Consider the following 20080-nt stretch of genomic DNA (forward strand, 5'->3'; position numbering starts at 1 on the left):
ATGCAATCTTACGCTGATTATATTTCGTTGATAAATAAAAACGCCCCGGATGGGGCGTTGTTTTTAAGCTTGGTCGAATTAACGAACGGGTGCCTGTTGGAACAGTTCGTCTGATTTAACCTTTTTTTCCTTGGTCTTGACATGTGTCAACATGGCATCCAGGGCCTTGCGTTCGAACAGCATGCCGCGCAACATAGCCAGGGCGTTTTGATTCTTGTTATAGAATTCAAATACCTGTTTTGGATCTGGATAGCGTGCTGCTTCGGACCAGATTGCCTGTTGCAGATCTTCGCGGGAAACTTCTACTTTGTTTTGAGTGCCCCATTCCGCCAAGATTAAGCCCAATTTAACGCGACGTTCGGCGTCTTTGCGTTCCTGTTTTTCGTCCCATTTATGGTCACATTTTTCATCGTGGCAATGCGCATGTGAACGTTCAAATTCATTTTTCGCCATTTCCAATTCCTGGGACACCAATGTTTCAGGCAAATCTAACTTCACCTTGTCCGCCAAGATGTCCAACAATTCGTTACGCATTTCACGCTGGGCTGCGTCATTGTATTGTTCGGTCAGGATGTTACGAATGTGCGCTTTTAATGCGTCCACGGATTCCTGGCCAACCTGTTTTGCCAATTCGTCGTTTAATTCCGGCAAGATGTGTTTGCGGATTTCATGGATTTCAACCGCAAAACGCGCATCAGCCCCCGCCAGGTTTTCTGCGTGATAATCGGCAGGGAATTTAACATTGACGTCGAATTTATCACCAACCTTGTGACCGATAATCTGGTCTTCGAAGCCAGGGATAAATGCGCCAGAACCCAAAATCAGGTGATGTTTTTTCGCTGCGCCACCTTCGAATGCGGTATCGCCAACAAAGCCTGTGAAGTCGATAACAGCGACGTCACCATTGGCGGCCTTGTACTTGGCATCCTGTTTTTCGGCAACGCTGCGTGACTTGCGGATGTTTTCCAGGGCGGTTTCAACCTCTTTTTCATCCAGGTCGGCTGTCTTTTTCGTTACGGTGAATTTTTCTAAATCAATCGCCGGCAACGTTGGCAAAATATCGAATTCCAGGGAATATTCGGCATCTTTGCCAATTTCCCAACCCGCCAAATCTGCGCGTGGTGCGCCCGCCAGACGGATTTTCTTGTCTGCAACGTATTTGTTCAGATCATTGTTCATGATTTTATCAATCGCTTCGCCGTATGCGGATGCGTTGTATTTTTGACGCAGGATTGACAATGGAATCTTACCTGTGCGGAAACCTGGCATTTTAGCCTTTTTCCCGTATTCCAACAGGATTTCATCCGCCGCCGCCTGTAATTCGGCCGCAGGGATTGACCCAGTTACAGAATAATGTAAATCTTTGATTTTTTCTTTTGTAAACATATGCTTTCCCCTATTAAAAGTAAATTGCCGTGTGATTATACACGCTTTTTCAATGAAAGCAATAATAAAAAAACCGCCAGGGCGGTTTTGGTTTTATTTATTCTTGACCATTTAGGGTTTTTAGCATTTTCATGATGATTTCACGCTGGGAATCAGTGGGCAGTTTCCAATATAAATTTATTAACTGCAATGATTCATTCTTGGCCAATGGGTCAAATGCAGTCTGGTCAGATACACATGATTTTGGCAGGCGACCATTGCGTGGTTCGCGCTCAATATACCCCGGCAGGCCCGAGAAAAAGAATGACACAGGGGTTTCCAACGCTGCACTTAGTTCAAACAGGCGCGATGCTGCGATACGGTTGCCCGCGCTTTCATATTTCTGAATCTGCTGAAATGTGACGCCACATATTTTGGCCAAATCTTTCTGGGACAGGCCCATCATCACGCGGCGCAGTTGCATACGCTGGCCAATGTGTTCATCAATTGCGTTTGGTACAAATGCTTTTCCACTCATGATTTATTAACCTCCCCGTAAGATAAAGTTCCTGATAATTTATACAATTTTTCTTTTGCTTTTGCAATCAAAAAACAGTTATGATACCCTGAATTTGTAAAGGCATAAGGGGATATGATGAAAAAGCCACTTGTTTTATGTATTATGGACGGCGTTGGTATTAATAACGCCACAGAATATAACGCTGTTGCCCAGGCAAAAATGCCATTTTGGAATTCTTTGCTGGAAAAATATCCGCACGCACAGTTGGACGCCAGTGGGCCGGCGGTGGGCCTGCCACAGGGGACAATGGGAAATTCTGAGGTTGGACACATTACAATCGGTGCAGGACGCGTGGTAAACCAATTCCTGCGACGGTTTCAACTGGAAGATTGGGACCAGAATACATATTTGGCGGATTTTATTACATCGGTTCGTCGTGACGGGGGAATTGTGCATGTGGCGGGACTGATGTCTGATGGGCGTGTGCATTCCGATGTAAATGATATTTTAACAATTGTGGAACGAATCTTGGCGGCGGGATTGCGTGTGTGCATTCACTTTATTGCAGACGGCCGTGATACACCGCCACAATCTGCGAAAAAATATATCGATTTGATTAAGGAAAAACTGGCAACCGCGTTAGCAGATAATCGTGCGTTCTTTGGGACAATATCTGGGCGGTATTACGCGATGGATCGTAATCAGAATATGGACAGAACGTACCTGGCAATTGATGCGATTGCAAACGCAAACGCAAAATATCGGGCCACAACAATCGATGACGCGTTGGCGGATGCATATGCACGGGGCGAAACAGATGAATTTATCCAACCAACCGTTATTGATGGCGATGTGGCAATTCGACCAGTGGATGGATTCCTGTTCGGGAATTATCGCAGCGACCGTGCGCGTCAGATTATGCGCGAAATTCTGAAAACGGGCGTGCATGTGGTGTGCTTTTCCCAGTACGGTGAAGGTCTGAATGAATTGTGCCCTGCCCTGATGCCGGATGTCGCGGTGGAAAATACGCTGGGCGATGTGTTGGCGGAAAATGGATTAAGTCAGTTGCGTATCGCAGAAACAGAAAAATATAATCATGTGACATATTTTATGGACGCAGAAAGAAATATTGACTTTCCAATGGGGAAAAAAGTTCTGATTCCGTCGCCAGATGTTGCGACGTTTGATATGAAGCCAGAAATGGCCGCAATAGAGATTACAGATGCCCTGTTGCCAGAATTAGGCAAATATGATGTTGTGATTTTGAATTGGGCAAATGGTGACATGGTTGGACATACCGGCAATATGGATGCCGCGGTGCAGGCGATGGAGACACTGGATGCGCAGTTGGCGCGACTGGTGCCGGCGGTGCTGAAAATTGGCGGTACAATGTTGATAACCGCAGACCACGGTAATGCAGAACAAATGTGGGATGTGGCAAATTCACTGCCATGGACGGCACACACAACAAATCCGGTGAATTTGGTGTTGGTTGCAGAAAATGCCCCAGCCGTGCGGGATGGCGGGTTGGCCGACATTGCGCCAACAATGCTGAAAATTTTGGGCATTCCACAACCGCCCCAGATGACTGGACGGTCATTGATATAAAAACACCCCCATTTGGGGGATTTTTTTTGCCATTAGGCACACAGTATAGAGTGCGAGCATATATTTTTATAGTGGGGTTTATTTTTTCCCTTGCGCGTGTGGGGGTAAATTGTCTACCATGAAACATAAAAGAGAGGAAGAAATGGGAAGAAAGCGCTGTTTCCTGGGATTTTTCGCAACTTTATTTTTGGCATTATTTACCGTCAATGCGTTCGCAGATGGGTATTCGTGTCCGTCGTATAAGAAATATACGTCGTGTAATGCCGGATATTATCTGGATGGCGAGGATGTTGGAAACACGTGCGCGTCGTGCGCCGATGTGTGGTCGGGTTCAACATCGGATGGTGGTGAAAGCGTTGGGGCAACGGCATGCTATAAGACAATTACACTGAATAAGAATGGCGGTTCGGGGACTTTGAATGGAACAAGCGGTTCAGCAAACGCGACCCAAAAGTGTTATTATGGGGCGAACTGTGCCCTGCCGTCGGCGTCGGGGTTGACACAGAACACATACACATTTACAGGCGGATGGGGAACAAGCGCATCATGTACCGCGACAACACAAAGTTTTGCATATACCGCCTTGTCTGGGACGTATTATGCTTGTAAAACCCAGAATAAAATCACAGCAACCGCAACCAACAAAAGCAAAGGATATGATGGAACGGCATTGACATGTAATGGCGTGTCGGTCAGTGTGCCAAGTAGTGGTGCAACTGTTATGTATGGTACAACCAGCGGTACGTATAATCTGACATCTGCGCCAACCATCACAAACGTTAAGGACAGCAAAACGATTTATTATCAGGTAACCGCGGATAATTATGTTTCGACAACAGGCAGTTTTGAATGTTCGATTACACCTGCGGCGGGCAGCACAGTAATTAAGGACAACGGTACAACTGTATCACAGGGCAGCACCGCATTCCCAGGTACAAAGGCACTGACTGTGACCTGTGCGGGGGGTGCAACAATTTCATCACCAACAAGCGGGACTGCAACCGTTGCCAGTGTATCAAACAGCGGCAACACTGTAACGTTGACACCTTTAAAGACAGGCAGTTCTGTTATAACGATTAAATGTCCTGCAACAGACAATTATCAAGCGTCGAGCGCAACGTATACATGGACGGTTAATCCAGGCACAATTACAGCAACTGTGTCGAATCCAAACAAGACATATGATGGCAGCGCGTTAAGTTGCAGTGGTATCAGTAATGTCAAACCAACAAATGCCACGGTTACATATGCAGAAAAAAGCGGTACGGCGTGTAGTACATACAGTTCGACAATCCCAAGTCGTACAAATACGGGCACAACAAATGTGTGCTATAAGATTGCATTGGCGAATTATAGCGACAAGACTGGTGAATTTACATGCACGGTCAATTCTACGACAGGCAGTGTAGTCATAAAAGATGGCAGTACCGTTGTGACCAATGGTTCGGGCAGCACGACATACCCAAACAATAAAACATTGACGGCCACATGCCCCGGCAATGAAGCGACGCCAAAGGTCAGCAGTGGTACAACATCTGTGGCAACGGCAAGCATTAGCAATAGCACAATCACATTAAAACCAGTTGCCGCTGGTAAATCTGTGATAACCGTCAATTGTGATGCGTCGACGAATTATGCCGCATCCAGTGCGACATATACCCTGACTGTAAATCCTGGCACATGCAGTATAAGTGTCAATCCAACCAGCGGTAAAATTACATATCCCACAACAACCAGTACGTTTACTGTTGACAAGGGTTCTTGTAATGGCAATTTAAGCGCAAAATCCAGCAACGACAGTGTCGCAACAGCAACAGTAAGTGGCACAACCGGAACGGTAACTTATAAGTCTGCGGGTGAAGCGACGATTACTGTGACCGCGGCACAATCGGGGCAATATGCAGCCGCAACCGCAACGTACACGGTACAAACAATACCAGGAACAATTACAGCAACCAGTTCGAATGATTCCAAGACATATGATGGCAGCGCCCTGACCTGTGATGGTAACATCAAGGTAACAGCGCCAACGTCTGGATATACAATTACATATGGTATAAAGGACGGCGTCTATGATTTAGATTCTGCGCCAACAATCACAAATGCTGGTTCACAGGAAGTATTTTATAAAATTACTGCGAACAACTATGCGGCAAAAACAGGGTCGTTTAACTGTACGGTTGCCCAGGCGGATAATACATTGACGCTGAGTGCATCAGGTGGCACGATGGCGTATAATGCAAAATCAACATTCACCGTTACCAAAAACGTCAGCGGTGGCACATTAAGTGTAAAATCCAGCAACGAAAGTGTTGCAACGGCCAGTCTGAGTGGTACAACAGTCACATTGACCAGTGGGGCAAACTATGGTTCGTCCACGATTACGGTCAGCAGTGCGGCGACCACAAATTATAAAGCGGCAAGTGCGACATATACACTGGTCGCCAACAAAGGTATAATTACACTGAACAACCAAAGTGCAGACAGCGCAGGCACGGCAAAAATCTATCAGATATATAATGATAATGTCTATTTGACCACATGGGGTCAGGATGCGATGACGACGTCTGCGAACGCAATTATTAAGCCAACAAAAACAGGACATACATTTGCAGGGTATTATAAGAGCACCAGTTATGCATCCAACGAACAGTATATTGGTGCAAATGGCAACATAACAGCAACTGGTTTGACCGCGGGCAAGGCTTTGCAGTCCAATGGTACATGGTACGCAAAATGGGATGCAAATAAATATACTGTTACATATGCGTGTGGTGATGGCGCAACGGGTACACCACCGGCGAATGGTACACCCACATATAACCAGAACTTTACACCGGCGGCAAATACCGGTTGCGTGCGCGATGGATATACGTTTAATGGATGGAATGACGGAACGACAAACCGCGCAGCGGGCACGGCGTTCAAGTGGACATACACATCCAACAAGACCTTTACCGCACGGTGGAAACTGAATGGTGCAACCGATATTAAATATAACGAAAACGGCGGAACAATTAACGATTATGGCAATGCGATTGCGTGTAATGCAGAAAGTGCGGCGTTCGCCCTGCCGACAAATGTGACACGACCGGGTTATACGTTCCAGGGATGGTATAACAATTCCGGTTTAACGGGCACAGCGGTTAAGACGGTTTCAGCAGGGGCATGTACAGGACAATTAGAATACTGGGCCGACTGGGATGCGTGTAATGAAACAACGGCCAAGGCATGTAATTGCGGCGAAAATAAATATCCATTGAATGGAACGTGTACAAGTTGTTCTGTGTCATGTTCGAACGTTTCGGGGTATACAGAAGGAAACTATAATGTATGTAATGCCCAGACGGACAGTGTGTGTTATCGCGCATGTGTTGTGTCTGATATCAAAGGCGCAACGGCCGTGTCGGGTACTGTGACCAAGGGTGGCGTTAACACCTGTGTGGCGACAACATGTGGCGACGAATATTATAAGTCTGGTAATGGGTGCGAAAAATGTCCAGAAAACGCCCAGGAATGTGGCGGTGGTGACGCGTCGTGGGAATGTGATACGGGGTATGAAAAAACCGCCACTGGCGCGGGGTGCAAGCCCAAGACGTATACAGTAACACTGAACGACCAGGGCGCAACGACGACCGGCACAACATCTGTGACGGCGACATATAATCAGCCAATGCCGGCAATTACAGTGCCTGCGAAAACAGACTATGTGTTTGGTGGATATTGCACAGAAAAAGAAGGTGCAGGTGATTGCTATTATAACGACAGTGGGACAAGTGCACTGAACTGGAATATAGATGATGCAAACGAAACACTGTATGCATATTGGATTGTTGACTTCTTTGACTGTGAAGCCGGCAAAGCCGCCGATGGCACGACATGTAGCGAAGGATCGTTCTGTCCAGGTGGTAAGGTAAGCGCAAGTCAAACACATTTGTGTGAACAGGCGTGTCCGCCCGCGACCGGCAAAACTGTGACGTCGCCAGCGGGTGCAACGGCATCAACCCAATGTACAGCCAGTGGCGCGGTTAATATTACCGCCGAAGATACGACAAAATATCCAGACGCCACAGGAACAGGTACGGAAACCTGTGCTTGGAACGGCGAAACCTATGCTGCTTCGTGTAATACTGTGCCAGAGACGTGTATTGGTGGATTCTGGCGACCAACAGATAACAGTCCGTTCTGTAACCCTGTTGGGTATGGATACTATCGTGGTGGCAGTATCGGAATCCGTACACGGAATGCGTGTACAGATTTGAATGGTGCGAACAGCACGGTAACGACATCAACGGAAACATCTTCGGCGGCAACGGCATGCTATAACGTATGTTCCGAGGTTAAAACAACCGATGGGAATGGTGTTCGAACACCAGAAAATGCCACAGAAAACTTTAACGGGACGACAATTCCGGCCTGTTCGTACACAACGCAGTGTACAGATGGCTATGAACCAAGTGGCGATGTATGTGTGGCAAAAACTATAAAAGTCACATTGAATCACAATGGCGGAACATCGGGCGTAGATGCGATTTACCTGAAATATGGTGTTGCATGGTTGGATGCAAATGGCAATACGATTACAACGATTGAAACGCCGAAAAAAACAGGTGAAACATTTGGTGGATATCTGTCGGGGAATACTCAGGTTGTGAATAATGCAGGCGCGATTGTTGCATCAACAATGCTGTTTAGCACACCAACAACAATTACGGCATCTTGGTCAGATAACCCAACAAAAGTCTGCAAAGCAGGAACATACTATCCGGGCACAGGCGCAGAATGTGCAACATGTCCGGCCGGCAGTTATTGCGGGGGTGTGTCTGCAGTCCAAGAGACGGGCGAAGCAGGACGTAAAAAATGCGTTGACCTGAATGTAAATTATACTGCGGCGACCGATGCAAATGGGAATACACTGACGGTGTCAATTGGCTCGGCCACGGGTTCGGACAGTGCCGATGATTGTTTCGCAACAAATATTGTTTATACCCCAAATCTGTATACAGCAGGTGGCCAGACATGTATGTATGACGCGACCACAAAATCCTATTCCGCAGATTGTACAGATCGTGTTGTGTACACCTGTGCGGGCGGGTACGCATTGGCAAGCGATGATGCGGTTGCATGTACGCCGGTTGGATATGGTTATTACAGCCCGGACAAGTCGTTAAGCGCAACACAGTGTCCGTTAAATACAGAAACAAACACGCGTGGAACAACGCAAAACAAAACAACCGCATCGGCCGAGGGGTGCGTTATGGATAACCTGTGGTTCGAAAATGATACCAGTGGGCAACGTCGTCAGTGTTTCTGGTCAGACACGTCCAAGGCATACGACAGACAGTGTCAACAATCGACAGTTGTGTCGTGTATAGCAGGTTATTGGTATGATGCGTCACTGTTTGCAAGTGATTCAACTGCCGAGAAGTATTGTGTGCCGGTTGGCGCGGGCGCGTGGAGTCCAGCACAATCCGCATGTAATGGCGAAGATGCCCAACCAACATCCGCAGGGTGTTCAACAGTGAAAAACACCTGTCCGGGCGCAAATCCGCAGACCAAGATAGATGATGCAACAGGCGAACAGAAGACCACTGCATCGTCGATATCAGATTGCGTTCTGGCGTGCGAAGATCCAGGATTATACTGCGATAATAACGAAGCCAAAGAGTGCGAAGCCGGTTCATACTGTACAGGCGGGGTTAAGTATTCATGTGCGGATGCGACAGATGGCGAATATACATTATCTGCCGCAGGCAGTGATGAAATTGGCGATTGTTATAAGGAACAGACAGGATGCGCGTGTCGTGACATTTGTACAGATTCGTCTGTAGTTAAAGAGTTATATCCGAATGCTAATTCTTGCCAATTAGGAGCATTAACTACATTTGCTGGTGTTGTTTACTACAACGCACCAGAATCGTGTGTGGTTTTGGCAACTGGTGAGGCAGAGTTGTGTCCTTTGGCACAAGCTAGGTGTAAGAACACATACTATTTTGATGGTGATTTGAACGGCGATTGGTCTTGCAAAACCTGTTCTGCCTTAGGTGGTGGGTATTCTAAATCTAATAGCACGCTGGGGGCCGTGCCGGCAACATCACAAAATGGTGCTAAGGCATGTTATAAGGTTGTACCGTTGAATTGTACAGCACCAATCTGTCCGACTGCTGATACAGGTGCTTTTTGTGAATATGATTCTTCGGACACGCTTGGTGCAGCAGGATGGTTACATTACGGGACGGAATCCGCAATACCTGCTGTTGGCAAGTCTAACTTCGTATGTCCGGCGACGGGGGATAATGGTTCGTACTTTGAATGCTTGACGGGATATGACAAGAATGAAAGTGCGGATATCGATCCGACCGATGGGTCTGCGTCTGATCCGTCTGAATTGTGTACGCCACATGTTTATACCATAACACTGGATGCGAATTATGATGATGGGGTGGATAATGTTATCTATCAAAAGTACAAGGATGGTTGGTATTCCGACCAGGCGGCAGATGCAACAGATAAAATTACCAAAGCACCTGTACACACACGCGATAATTATACATTGCAGGGATACTATACCGCACCTGCATTTGGTGGGAATATGGTGATTGATGCGACAGGTGACTTTATCGTCAGTGATGCAATCAATGCAAAGTACACCGCAGATCAAACATTCTATGCAATATGGTCGCAGAATATGTATAAATGTCAGGCAGGCAAATATTATGAAGCCAATGCAGATGGTTCAGACAGCGTTTTGAAAGACTGTGTCGCGCCATATTATTGCCCAGGCGTTAGAGAGGTTGCGGTTGGTGAGACCGGTTGTCGCAGCGATTGCCCGACACCACAGGTAACCCCAATTAAAACACCGGGTACGATTGCGGGTAGTCAGTCCAGCGCAACCAGTTGCTATGCAAACTTTGCAACGAATCCGTTGACAGGTGCAGAGTTGGCAAATGGTGATGGCACATGGGTTTGTCAGTACAGTGGCTCATCAGATCAGGGCAGATATGCGAACTGTAATATCATTGTCAATGCATGTGACGCAGGATATTATAATCAGTCTGGGACGGTGACATGTACAACGCCAGATAGCGGTTATTATAGCCCAGCGGATGATTTGATTCAAACAAAGTGTCCGCCAAAGCAAAATACAAACTATACGATTGGCACGGATGTGTTGCGCGATTCCAAGGATGACTGTTATGTTGTCTGCAAATCCGACATACCGACAGTGGAACACAGTACCAGTGTGGATGTGACCGCAGGTGAAGCATTCAGCAAGATGTTCTGGTCTGAAAAAGATAATGCGTATCCGGCATGTCATTATACGGTTGAGTGCGAAACAGGTTACGAGGCTGTATCGGGTGTCGATCCAAAGTGTAAGGCCAAGAGCTATGATATTACGCTGAATCTGAACGGCGGTTCGGGCGATATAGCGGATACAGTACGTTGTACATTTGATGGTGGGGATTGTGCCCTGCCCGCAACAAGTGTGTTGAAGCGTGACGGATACAACACTGCCAACAAGTGGTGCGTAAATGCAAATGGCACAGGTGCGTGCTATACAGCGGGTGCGATTGCCAATGGTAATGTTTCCGCAAATGGGACAAACACCGTACTGTATGCGATTTGGGAACCAGCGGTGTTCAAAATCACCCTGAGTGCACCAGACGCAGAAACAAACGCAGAGCAAGGGCCAGTATACCTGAAATATGCGACAGGTTGGTTCAGTGATGCAGCAGCGACCAAGCCCATTACATCGATTGGGACAAACCTGCCAGGCAGAGGTACGTCGTACATGTTTGCAGGGTACAAATTGAACGATCAACCGATTATCGATGCAAATGGTACGCTGTCGGGGTCAAGCAATGCACTGACGGCGACGACCAAGGACGCAACCGCCACAGCATGGTGGACACTGGGCAGTACATATTGCGAACCGGGTTATTACTATTCAGGTAATGGCAGCGAGTGCAAGATATGTTTGGCAAACCACTGGTGTCCAGGTGGTAGGTTTGGCACAACCGAAAATGGTGAGGTTGCTGGCCTGAATCGATGCGAATTAGACGGTTTATCCACAGGTGGGACAAGCGCAACAAATGTTGGGGTTTGCTATAAAGAAGGTATGGCGTACACCACATATATTGATGCCGATAAAACATATCCACGCGCGACAGGTACATGGACATGTAATTTTGAAACCATTGGATATACAAACTGTCATGAAGATACAGTGGATATTACATGGTGCGCGGGCGGACACTGGTATGACGAAAGCCAGAACGCAATAGACTGTGTAGTGGTTGGTGCGGACAATTGGAGCGAAGAAGCCGAATTGAAAAAGCACGCATGTCCAGACGGTGGTAATACCAACGGTGCGACGATGTCTGATTCGTTGACAGACTGTCAAAAACGTGTTGAAACATATGTGTCTGACACTAATAACGCCAAGGGCACGCATGTGTGCAGTGCGCGTTCAGATGGCGCGTCGGTAATATACGACCAAAAATGTCAGGCAGATACTATTGAAATCACATGGTGTGCGGGTGGTTATTGGTATGACGAGTCTCAGACAAATACTGATTGTGTGTTGGTGGGCGTTGGACATTACAGTCCAGAATCAGACAAAGCCCTGTACGATTGTCCAGCGGGCGGAACAACGACAATCAATAATGCGTCCACACCGCATGGTGTATGTCAAAAGACAAAGGTATATCCGGGTATTGAATACACTGGTCCGGCGGTGTACGGAACGGGTGTACATGGATGTCTGTATGACCAGGCGGCAGATGGCATGATGTTTGGCGACGAAAAGTCCGACGGATATGTGTCGTGTGGCCAGATTACCATGACAGAATGTAATCCAGGGTATTGGTGGAAAAATGGCGACACCGTATGTAAAGAAGTTGGATATAACAACTTTGGTCCAGTGGCCGACGCAAACAACAGTGGCCATCCAACAGGCCTGGGGACATGTCCAGACGGCGGGTTGACCCAGGGCACAAAGAGCGTTGATGCAACGGCATGCTATCTGGAAAAACTGGCGTGTGATATCACGAATGGAACGGGTGAACAAACACGTTTCTATGACAGCGCAGTGGTATCAGATACTGCTGGTTACAATGTGTGTCGCGCAAATGGTCAGGTGGCAGAATGTGATATGATGTGCGCAATCACTGGATGCGATACAGGATTCTCGTTGGTAGAGGGGGCATGTATAAACTGTCCTGTGGATAATGTATGTACCACCGAAGAAGGTCAGCGTTCGTGCGCCGTTGCGACCAATGGCACACATGCCAAGGCGGATGCCGGCACAACAGATGTTGCGTATTGCTATGCGGAATGTGCGCTGGGTAAAAACGCGTATCAGATGGGTGGACGCGATTACTATGGTGCGAATGTCCCGGACACCTGTGAAATCACAGTCTGTGCGGCGGGGTATACACTAAGCAATGGCGTATGCGTAGAATGTCCAGCAGGCATGATATGCAATCCGTCATCAGGGGATGATGCGCCAAAGTCTTGTGAAACGCTGACGGGCGGCGAATATCCAGAATCAGAATTGAATTCTGACAGCATTAACGACTGTTACAAGGTTTGTGAACCATATGCGGTTGTTAATGGAACGGCCGTACCGGTGGCGGATCGGGCGTACTATCCAGCGGATTGCGAATTCGCAGGCAAATCATCAAGTGGTAATCCATGCGAGATTGTAGATGGTGTATGTATCGAATCGTCGTGCAATTATAACTTTGAAATGGACAATGGTATCTGCAAGCCATGCGCACGCGAACATGCGATTTCATATAAACCAAATGGAAACTGTATCGTAGAATCGTGTGCGAGCGGATATCATCCAAATGGCCAGCAATGTGAAAGCAACGTTGTTGAATGCAGTGCACCAAATGCGATATCTGCGACACAAACATGGGATGCATCACGCAATGCGTTTGGCGCATGCATGATAACCGAATGTGCAGATGGGTATCACTTGGGTGCGAATGCGTGTCAGGTTGATGAACAGGTATGTGAACTGGAACACGGGGTTGGTGTGCGTGAATGGAATCACAAGACCAACACATGGGGCGAATGTATTGCAACCAAGTGCGATCCAGGATATACAAACGAACCAGGACAGACAAACGAACTGTGGAAACAATGTGGCCGTTGCAACAACATGTACAGTGCAAATGGCGAGTTGGCCGCCAGCAGTTATGTCCAGGGCTGTGAAATCGCGGCATGTATGTATCAGGGTGAATTGTATACGCTGGAAAACAACGAATGTCGTCTGATTTGTGATACATATTCGGACGAAACCGGTTCAAGACGCTGGAATGCGTCACGCAAGAAATGTGAACGCACATGCGCGCCTGGATATACATCGTGGTAAGAATCCCCCGTTTGGGGGATTTTTTATCCCGCTAAATTTTTATTTGTATTCAGATTTGCGTATCGAATCGTGGTCAAATTAAAAAAAATATATGTTTGGGTATTTTTTACTTGTGCTATCCCCTATGTTTTTTCTATGATGACAGAGTAAAGAGAAAAAGAAAGTGGGAAGAATGTCTAGATTTCTGCGTTTTTGCGCGTTTTTATCCGTATTGTTTTTCACAACAAATGTGTTTGCCGCGGGGTACTCATGCCCGACGTATAAGAAATATACGTCGTGTAATGCCGGGTATTATATGACCGTAAATGGTACATATAACGGCACACCTGCGGTTGGTAATGCGTGTACCATTTGTCCGGCTGGGTCGTATTGTACAGGTGGCACGGCGAATAAAGTCGCGTGTGCACGTGGCTCATACACAAACGCAACAGGAAAAAGTGCCTGTACGGCGTGTAGCGCAGGAACGACCACAAGCGGCACAGGACAAACCAGCTGTAATGCAACATGTTCAAACAATAATAGCTATGATAATTCATGGGCGACGCCATCATGGTCGGCAAATACTGTTACCAACTTATGTAAAATTAGTAATTGTAAGGCTGGTTCAAAGTACAGCTCAACGGCTTATACATATTATACGGGCACTTGTACAGCTTGTGGCAGTGGCACATATATGGCCAGCAGCGCCCATACCAATACAAGTTGTACGTCATGTACGACAACGTCGGGGTGGACAACAACGACCAACAGTACAGGTTCGACCGCCTATACCGCATGTTATCAGACACAAACACCGGCAAATTGCGCAAGTGGTACAATTAAACGTACCGCCAGCAGCATAAGCGGAACAACAATTACGTATGGTACAGCATCTGTAACCAGTGCACTGTCATCCAGTCCGGGTTATTATGTAAATGGTACATCATGTAAGGTCTGTGCCAATGGTAAGTTCTATGGTGGTGGTACGGCGACATCATGTACATCGTGTCCGTCGTTGACCAGTGGGTACAGTTATGTATCAGGGACTGGTTGGACGTCGTACAGCAGTTGTAAAGAAACCAAAGCCTATAGCAGTGTCAGCGGTAATTGTTATAGTGGTGCATTGACCAAGACCGCAACCAGTGCAACAGCATGGGGTACGGCGGTAAGTACACTGACCGCAAAGGGTGGTTACAAGGTTAGTGGCAGTGGAGACAGCACAACGTGTTCTGCATGTGGTTATGGTAGTTATAGCTCGAATGGTAATGATACCACATGTGATGCGTGTCCGACAGCAGATAGTGGTTGGACTATGACCACAACAAGCAATGTTGCAACTGGCTACAGCGCATGTTATCAGTATCAAACACCAACTAACTGTGCGAGCGGTAGTGTTAAGAAAGTTGCATCCAGTGCGACGGCATGGGGAAGTACTGTATCTGTTCATAGTGCCCTGTCCTCTAAACCTGGGTATTATGTAAGTGGCACATCATGTACAGTATGTGGCAATGGTACGTTCTATGGTGGTGGTACGGCGACATCATGTACATCTTGTCCAACGTTAACCAGTGGATATAGCTATGTGTCTGGCACAGGTTGGGATGCGTACGGCGATTGCAAAGAAACCAAAGCCTATAGCAGCGTCAGCAGTAATTGTTATAGTGGTGCATTGACCAAGACCGCAACCAGTGCAACAGCATGGGGTACGGCGGTAAGTACACTGACCGCAAAGGGTGGTTACAAGGTTAGTGGCAGTGGAGACAGCACAACGTGTTCTGCATGTGGTTATGGTAGTTATAGCTCGAATGGTAATGATACCACATGTGATGCGTGTCCGACGGCGGACAGTGGATGGACAGCGTATTCAACCAGTAATGTTTCGACAACATACAGCGCGTGCTATGAATATAAGTCTGGGACAAACATCAGTTCATATTGTTCTGCGGGTCAGTTGCGTCGTGCCGCGTCAAGTGCAAGCGCGTATAGCACCACGGTTACAATATCCACCGCATTGCAGGCCAAGGCTGGTGCGTATGTAAATGGTCAGACCTGTACACAGTGTAGTGGTGCGGTGTTTAGTGCCGGTGGTGCTGCAACAAGTTGTACAGCCTGCCCTGCACAGACAGATGGATGGACACGTGCAAGCGGTACAGGTTGGGATAGTTATACAGATTGCTATCAGACCAAGGCGGCAACAAGCGTAAGTAGCTATTGTTATAGCGGTCAATTAAAGCAGATTGGCGCAAGTGCTACAACATGGGCAACGGCAACTGTATCTACAGCATTTACTGCAGACAAAGGTTCGTATGTAACAGGTAGTGGCGCAAATACGACCTGTAGTCAGTGCGCAGCGGGTACGTATCAGGGTACAGACGGCAGTACAACGACAAGTTGTAGCGCATGTACAGGTCGTACAAAGTACAGTGCAAAAGGTGCTGCGGCATGTTCGGATGTTGGAACTGGGTATTTTACAACTGGGTGTAATAGTAGTGGCAATAACTGTACAGGCCGTACACAGTGTAGTGGTTCTACGTACTGCGTAAGCGGTGTTCAGAATAACTGTCCATCAGCAGAAACAAACTGGACATTGGGTACTGGCACAGGTTGGAGTGCGGTAACAAGTTGCTTTGAAACACGTGCTGCAACAAACGTGAGCTCGTATTGTTCTGCGGGGCAGTTGAAGAAAAACGCAACAAGCAGTGCAACATGGCCAACAAGTGCGACGATATCAACTGCGTTCCAGGCCAAGGCTGGTGCGTATGTTAATGGTCAGACATGTACACAGTGCGCGGGGGGGGAATACAGTGCCGGTGGTACTGCAACAAGTTGTGGCACGATTAAGGCCAACTGTTATGGCGGTGCGGGTTCGTCAACCGAATGTCCAAACAGTTGTACTGCAAATTCGTCCAGTCCGGCAGGTTCAGATGCAATCAGCGATTGTTCGTGTAATGCTGGTTATTCTGGAAATGCCGCAACATCTGGTGGTACATGTACCGCCTGTGCCAAGGGAACGTATAAAAGTGCGTCTGGCAATACAACATGTTCGTCGGCTGGTTCTGGGTACTATGTTGATACAACGGCTGCAACATCACGCAAGGCGTGCAGTGCATTGGATTCAACCAAGACAGACGGAACGTATTCTTCGGTCAGTCCGTATGATGCCAATACGACCTGTCGATTTAAGCAGAACGCCCAAACAGTTCCAACATACTGTGCGACCAAGACCAGCAATACAATGTCGTATTCTGGTACTGCATGGCCAGCGAACACCTATGCCGTGACGGCCAAAGCTGGTTCGATTATCAGTGGCAACAACAGTGCGTCTGCAACGTGCAGTCAGTGTGGCGCGGGTAAATATAGTGCCGGCGGTACTGCAACAAGTTGCGGAACGTGTGCAAACTGGACCTACTCCTCTGCAGGTGCGACAACATGTACGGCGTGTTTAGATGTTGAATCTGGTTGGACCAAGGCAAGTGGTACAGGTTGGACATCGTACAGTAGCTGTAAAGAAACCAAGACAAGTACTGCGATAAGTTCGTACTGTTCGGCTGGTGTTTTGACCAAAGCCCAGAGCAGCGCAACTGCGTGGGGTAGCGCATCTATTACGACTGCGTTAAAGGCGGCGGCAGGTGCGTATGTTAATGGTCAAACGTGCAGTCAGTGTAGTGCCGGTACGTATCAGGCGACCAGTGGCAGTACAGCGACGAGCTGTAGCACCATTACAGATGGTTGCTATGGTTCGGCGGGTGCGACTAGCGCGTGTCCGAATAACTGTAATGCATTGACTGCGCCAGCGGTAACAGGTGGTACGTTCAGCTCGGTCACACCACGTAGCGCAAATACAGCATGCCGCTATGTTGCACCAAGCAAGACAGCAACAGGATGTTCAAGTATTACAGCGAACACTGTATCGTATAGTGGAACTGCATGGGGTACTAACTTCTATACGACTAAGGCATCAAAGGGTTATCGTGTAAGTGCGACCGGTAATACCTCTGCCCCGGCGTGTACTGCTTGTGCGTGCGGTACGTATCAAGGAACAGACGGCAGTACAGCGACAAGTTGTACAACAACGACGGCTGGTTACTATGCGAATGGTACTGGTAATAGTAGTCAGACACAGGCAGACGCTGGTTACTATGCAGCAGCAGGTGCATGCGATCAGACGGTCTTAAATAATGGTTGTTGGGGTGCTGCTGGTGCAAGTACTGCGTGTCCGAACAACTGTAATGCATTGACTGCACCAGCGGTAACAGGTGGTACGTTCAGCTCGGTCACACCGCGTAGCGCAAATACATCATGCCGCTATGTTGCACCAGACAAGACAGCAACAGGATGTTCAAGTATTACAGCCAACACTGTATCGTACAGCGGTAGCGCATGGGGAACTAACTTCTATACGACCAAGGCATCAAAGGGTTATCGTGTAAGTGCGACCGGTAATACCTCTGCCCCGGCGTGTACTGCTTGTGCGTGCGGTACGTATCAAGGAACAGACGGCAGTACAGCGACAAGTTGTACAACAACGAGTGCGGGGTACTATGCGAATGGTACTGGTAATAGTAGTCAGACCAAGGCAGACGCTGGTTACTATGCAGCAGCAGGTGCATGCGATCAGACGGTCTTAAATAATGGTTGTTGGGGTTCGGCTGGTGCAAGTACTGCGTGTCCAAACAACTGTAATGCATTGACTGCGCCAGCGGTAACAGGTGGTACGTTCAGCTCGGTCACACCACGTAGCGCAAATACATCATGCCGCTATGTTGCACCAGACAAGACAGCAACAGGATGTTCAAGTATTACAGCCAACACTGTATCGTACAGCGGTAGCGCATGGGGAACTAACTTCTATACGACCAAGGCATCAAAGGGTTATCGTGTAAGTGCGACCGGTAATACCTCTGCCCCGGCGTGTACTGCTTGTGCGTGCGGTACGTATCAAGGAACAGACGGCAGTACAGCGACAAGTTGTACAACAACGAGTGCGGGGTACTATGCGAAGGGTACTGGTAATAGTAGTCAGACCCAGGCAGACGCTGGTTACTATGCAGCAGCAGGTGCATGTGATCAGACAAAGATTCAGGCAGGATGCTTTGGTGGCGAAGGCTCGGCCAGTGCATGCCCGAATTCATGTCCGGCAGCGGAATCTGGGTGGACGTTGGCAAGCACAACAGGCTTGAAAGTTGTGACAGATTGCGCGGAAATAACAACGCCATCAACCAGTGGCAGTCCGATTGCAACGATCTGTACGGCAGGTACGCTGACCAAGAAAGCAACCAATGCAACCACATGGGGCAGCGCGACGGCAAGTGGCCTGACCGCCAAGGCAGGACGCTATGTGAACGGAACAACATGTTCGGCATGTGCAGCGGGTACATATACATCCAGCGCGACAACTGCGACATCTTGTACGCCGGCGGCGACAGGATACTATGTAAGCGGGACAGAAGCCACATCACAGACAGCGTGCCCAGCGGGAACTTATCAGGGCAGCACAGGTAAAACAAGTTGTTCTGATGCGGTGGCGGGTACATATACCACAGGCTGTAAGGACACAACCAACAACAAGGCCTGCACTGGAACATCGGTATGTTCAAACGGTACGTATTCTGATCAGAAAGCCAGTTCTTGTACGGCATGTACGACCGCCAAGGGTTATACCAACAGCGGCACAACAGCGTCAAGTCACGCAGGCGCAGCAAGCTGTAAAGTGACATGTGGCGCAGGACAATATGTAGCGTCCGCAGGTGCGGGATGCGTGAACGTTGGTGTTGACACCACAACAAATACTGGATACTGGGGCGCAGGTGGCACGGTTTCCCAGACTGCAACGCTGGGCCGCAACAAGTGCGACACCGGGTTGATTACAACTGGTTCGGGCACAGGTGCGAACGAAGCGGCGGACTGTGGACGCAAGTTGCATGCGGGTGATAATGTGATTTACCTGCGCAGCGAGAGCCGCACAACACCGGCACTGCGTGTCAAGGTTGGCGATAAAACGTTCTTTGGCGCGTTAAGTACAACTCTGTCGGGTGCGTTAAAGGTCAAGAATGGATCAACCGAGTATTCAGTTGTAAATGATTATCAGTAAAAAAAATCCCCCGTTTGGGGGATTTTTAGTGGTTAGTGATTAGTGGTGGAATATATAATACAGCGATAAATAAAAGTTTAGCGCAGTTAATATAAACATACTTTTTGCAAAAAAAGTATGTCATCCCGGTGCT

At 48.0% G+C, this 20080-nt stretch carries 5 protein-coding genes; 3 read left to right on the top strand and 2 right to left on the bottom strand.

From position 1 onward, the window contains the following. Positions 1-78 precede the first annotated feature (78 nt). Together E7008_00900 and E7008_00905 are read right to left on the bottom strand one after the other, a co-directional pair. Positions 79-1386 carry a trigger factor gene (locus tag E7008_00900; protein ID MBE6456488.1) on the bottom strand — a complete coding sequence of 436 codons (1308 nt, stop codon included), beginning with the start codon at positions 1384-1386 and terminating at the stop codon, positions 79-81. Positions 1387-1483: 97 nt separating this feature from the next. Then, positions 1484-1903: a helix-turn-helix domain-containing protein gene (locus tag E7008_00905; GenBank protein MBE6456489.1), complete on the bottom strand. Its 420-nt coding sequence runs from the start codon at positions 1901-1903 to the stop codon at positions 1484-1486. Positions 1904-2020: 117 nt separating this feature from the next. On the opposite strand from E7008_00905, the gene E7008_00910 reads away from it, so the two are divergent. From E7008_00910 to E7008_00920, 3 genes are all read left to right on the top strand, one after another. Continuing rightward, positions 2021-3493: a 2,3-bisphosphoglycerate-independent phosphoglycerate mutase gene (locus tag E7008_00910; GenBank protein ID MBE6456490.1), complete on the top strand. Its 1473-nt coding sequence runs from the start codon at positions 2021-2023 to the stop codon at positions 3491-3493. A gap of 118 nt (positions 3494-3611) precedes the next feature. Next, positions 3612-13877, top strand: coding sequence for a hypothetical protein (locus E7008_00915; GenBank protein MBE6456491.1), 10266 nt, complete (start codon positions 3612-3614; stop codon positions 13875-13877). A 172-nt stretch (positions 13878-14049) separates the two neighbouring features. Next, positions 14050-19947, top strand: a complete 5898-nt coding sequence (locus tag E7008_00920; GenBank protein MBE6456492.1) for a hypothetical protein — start codon at positions 14050-14052, stop codon at positions 19945-19947. Positions 19948-20080 lie beyond the last annotated feature (133 nt).

It is taken from the genome of Alphaproteobacteria bacterium, from assembly GCA_015062495.1.
Taxonomy (GTDB): domain Bacteria; phylum Pseudomonadota; class Alphaproteobacteria; order Rs-D84; family Rs-D84; genus Enterousia.

Excerpts from the sequence above, each read along its gene's own strand:
- E7008_00900 (MBE6456488.1), bottom strand. The coding sequence starts at position 1,386 with ATGTTTACAAAAGAAAAAATCAAAGATTTACATTATTCTGTAACTGGG.
- E7008_00905 (MBE6456489.1), bottom strand. The coding sequence starts at position 1,903 with ATGAGTGGAAAAGCATTTGTACCAAACGCAATTGATGAACACATTGGC.
- E7008_00910 (MBE6456490.1), top strand. The coding sequence starts at position 2,021 with ATGAAAAAGCCACTTGTTTTATGTATTATGGACGGCGTTGGTATTAAT.
- E7008_00915 (MBE6456491.1), top strand. The coding sequence starts at position 3,612 with ATGAAACATAAAAGAGAGGAAGAAATGGGAAGAAAGCGCTGTTTCCTG.
- E7008_00920 (MBE6456492.1), top strand. The coding sequence starts at position 14,050 with ATGTCTAGATTTCTGCGTTTTTGCGCGTTTTTATCCGTATTGTTTTTC.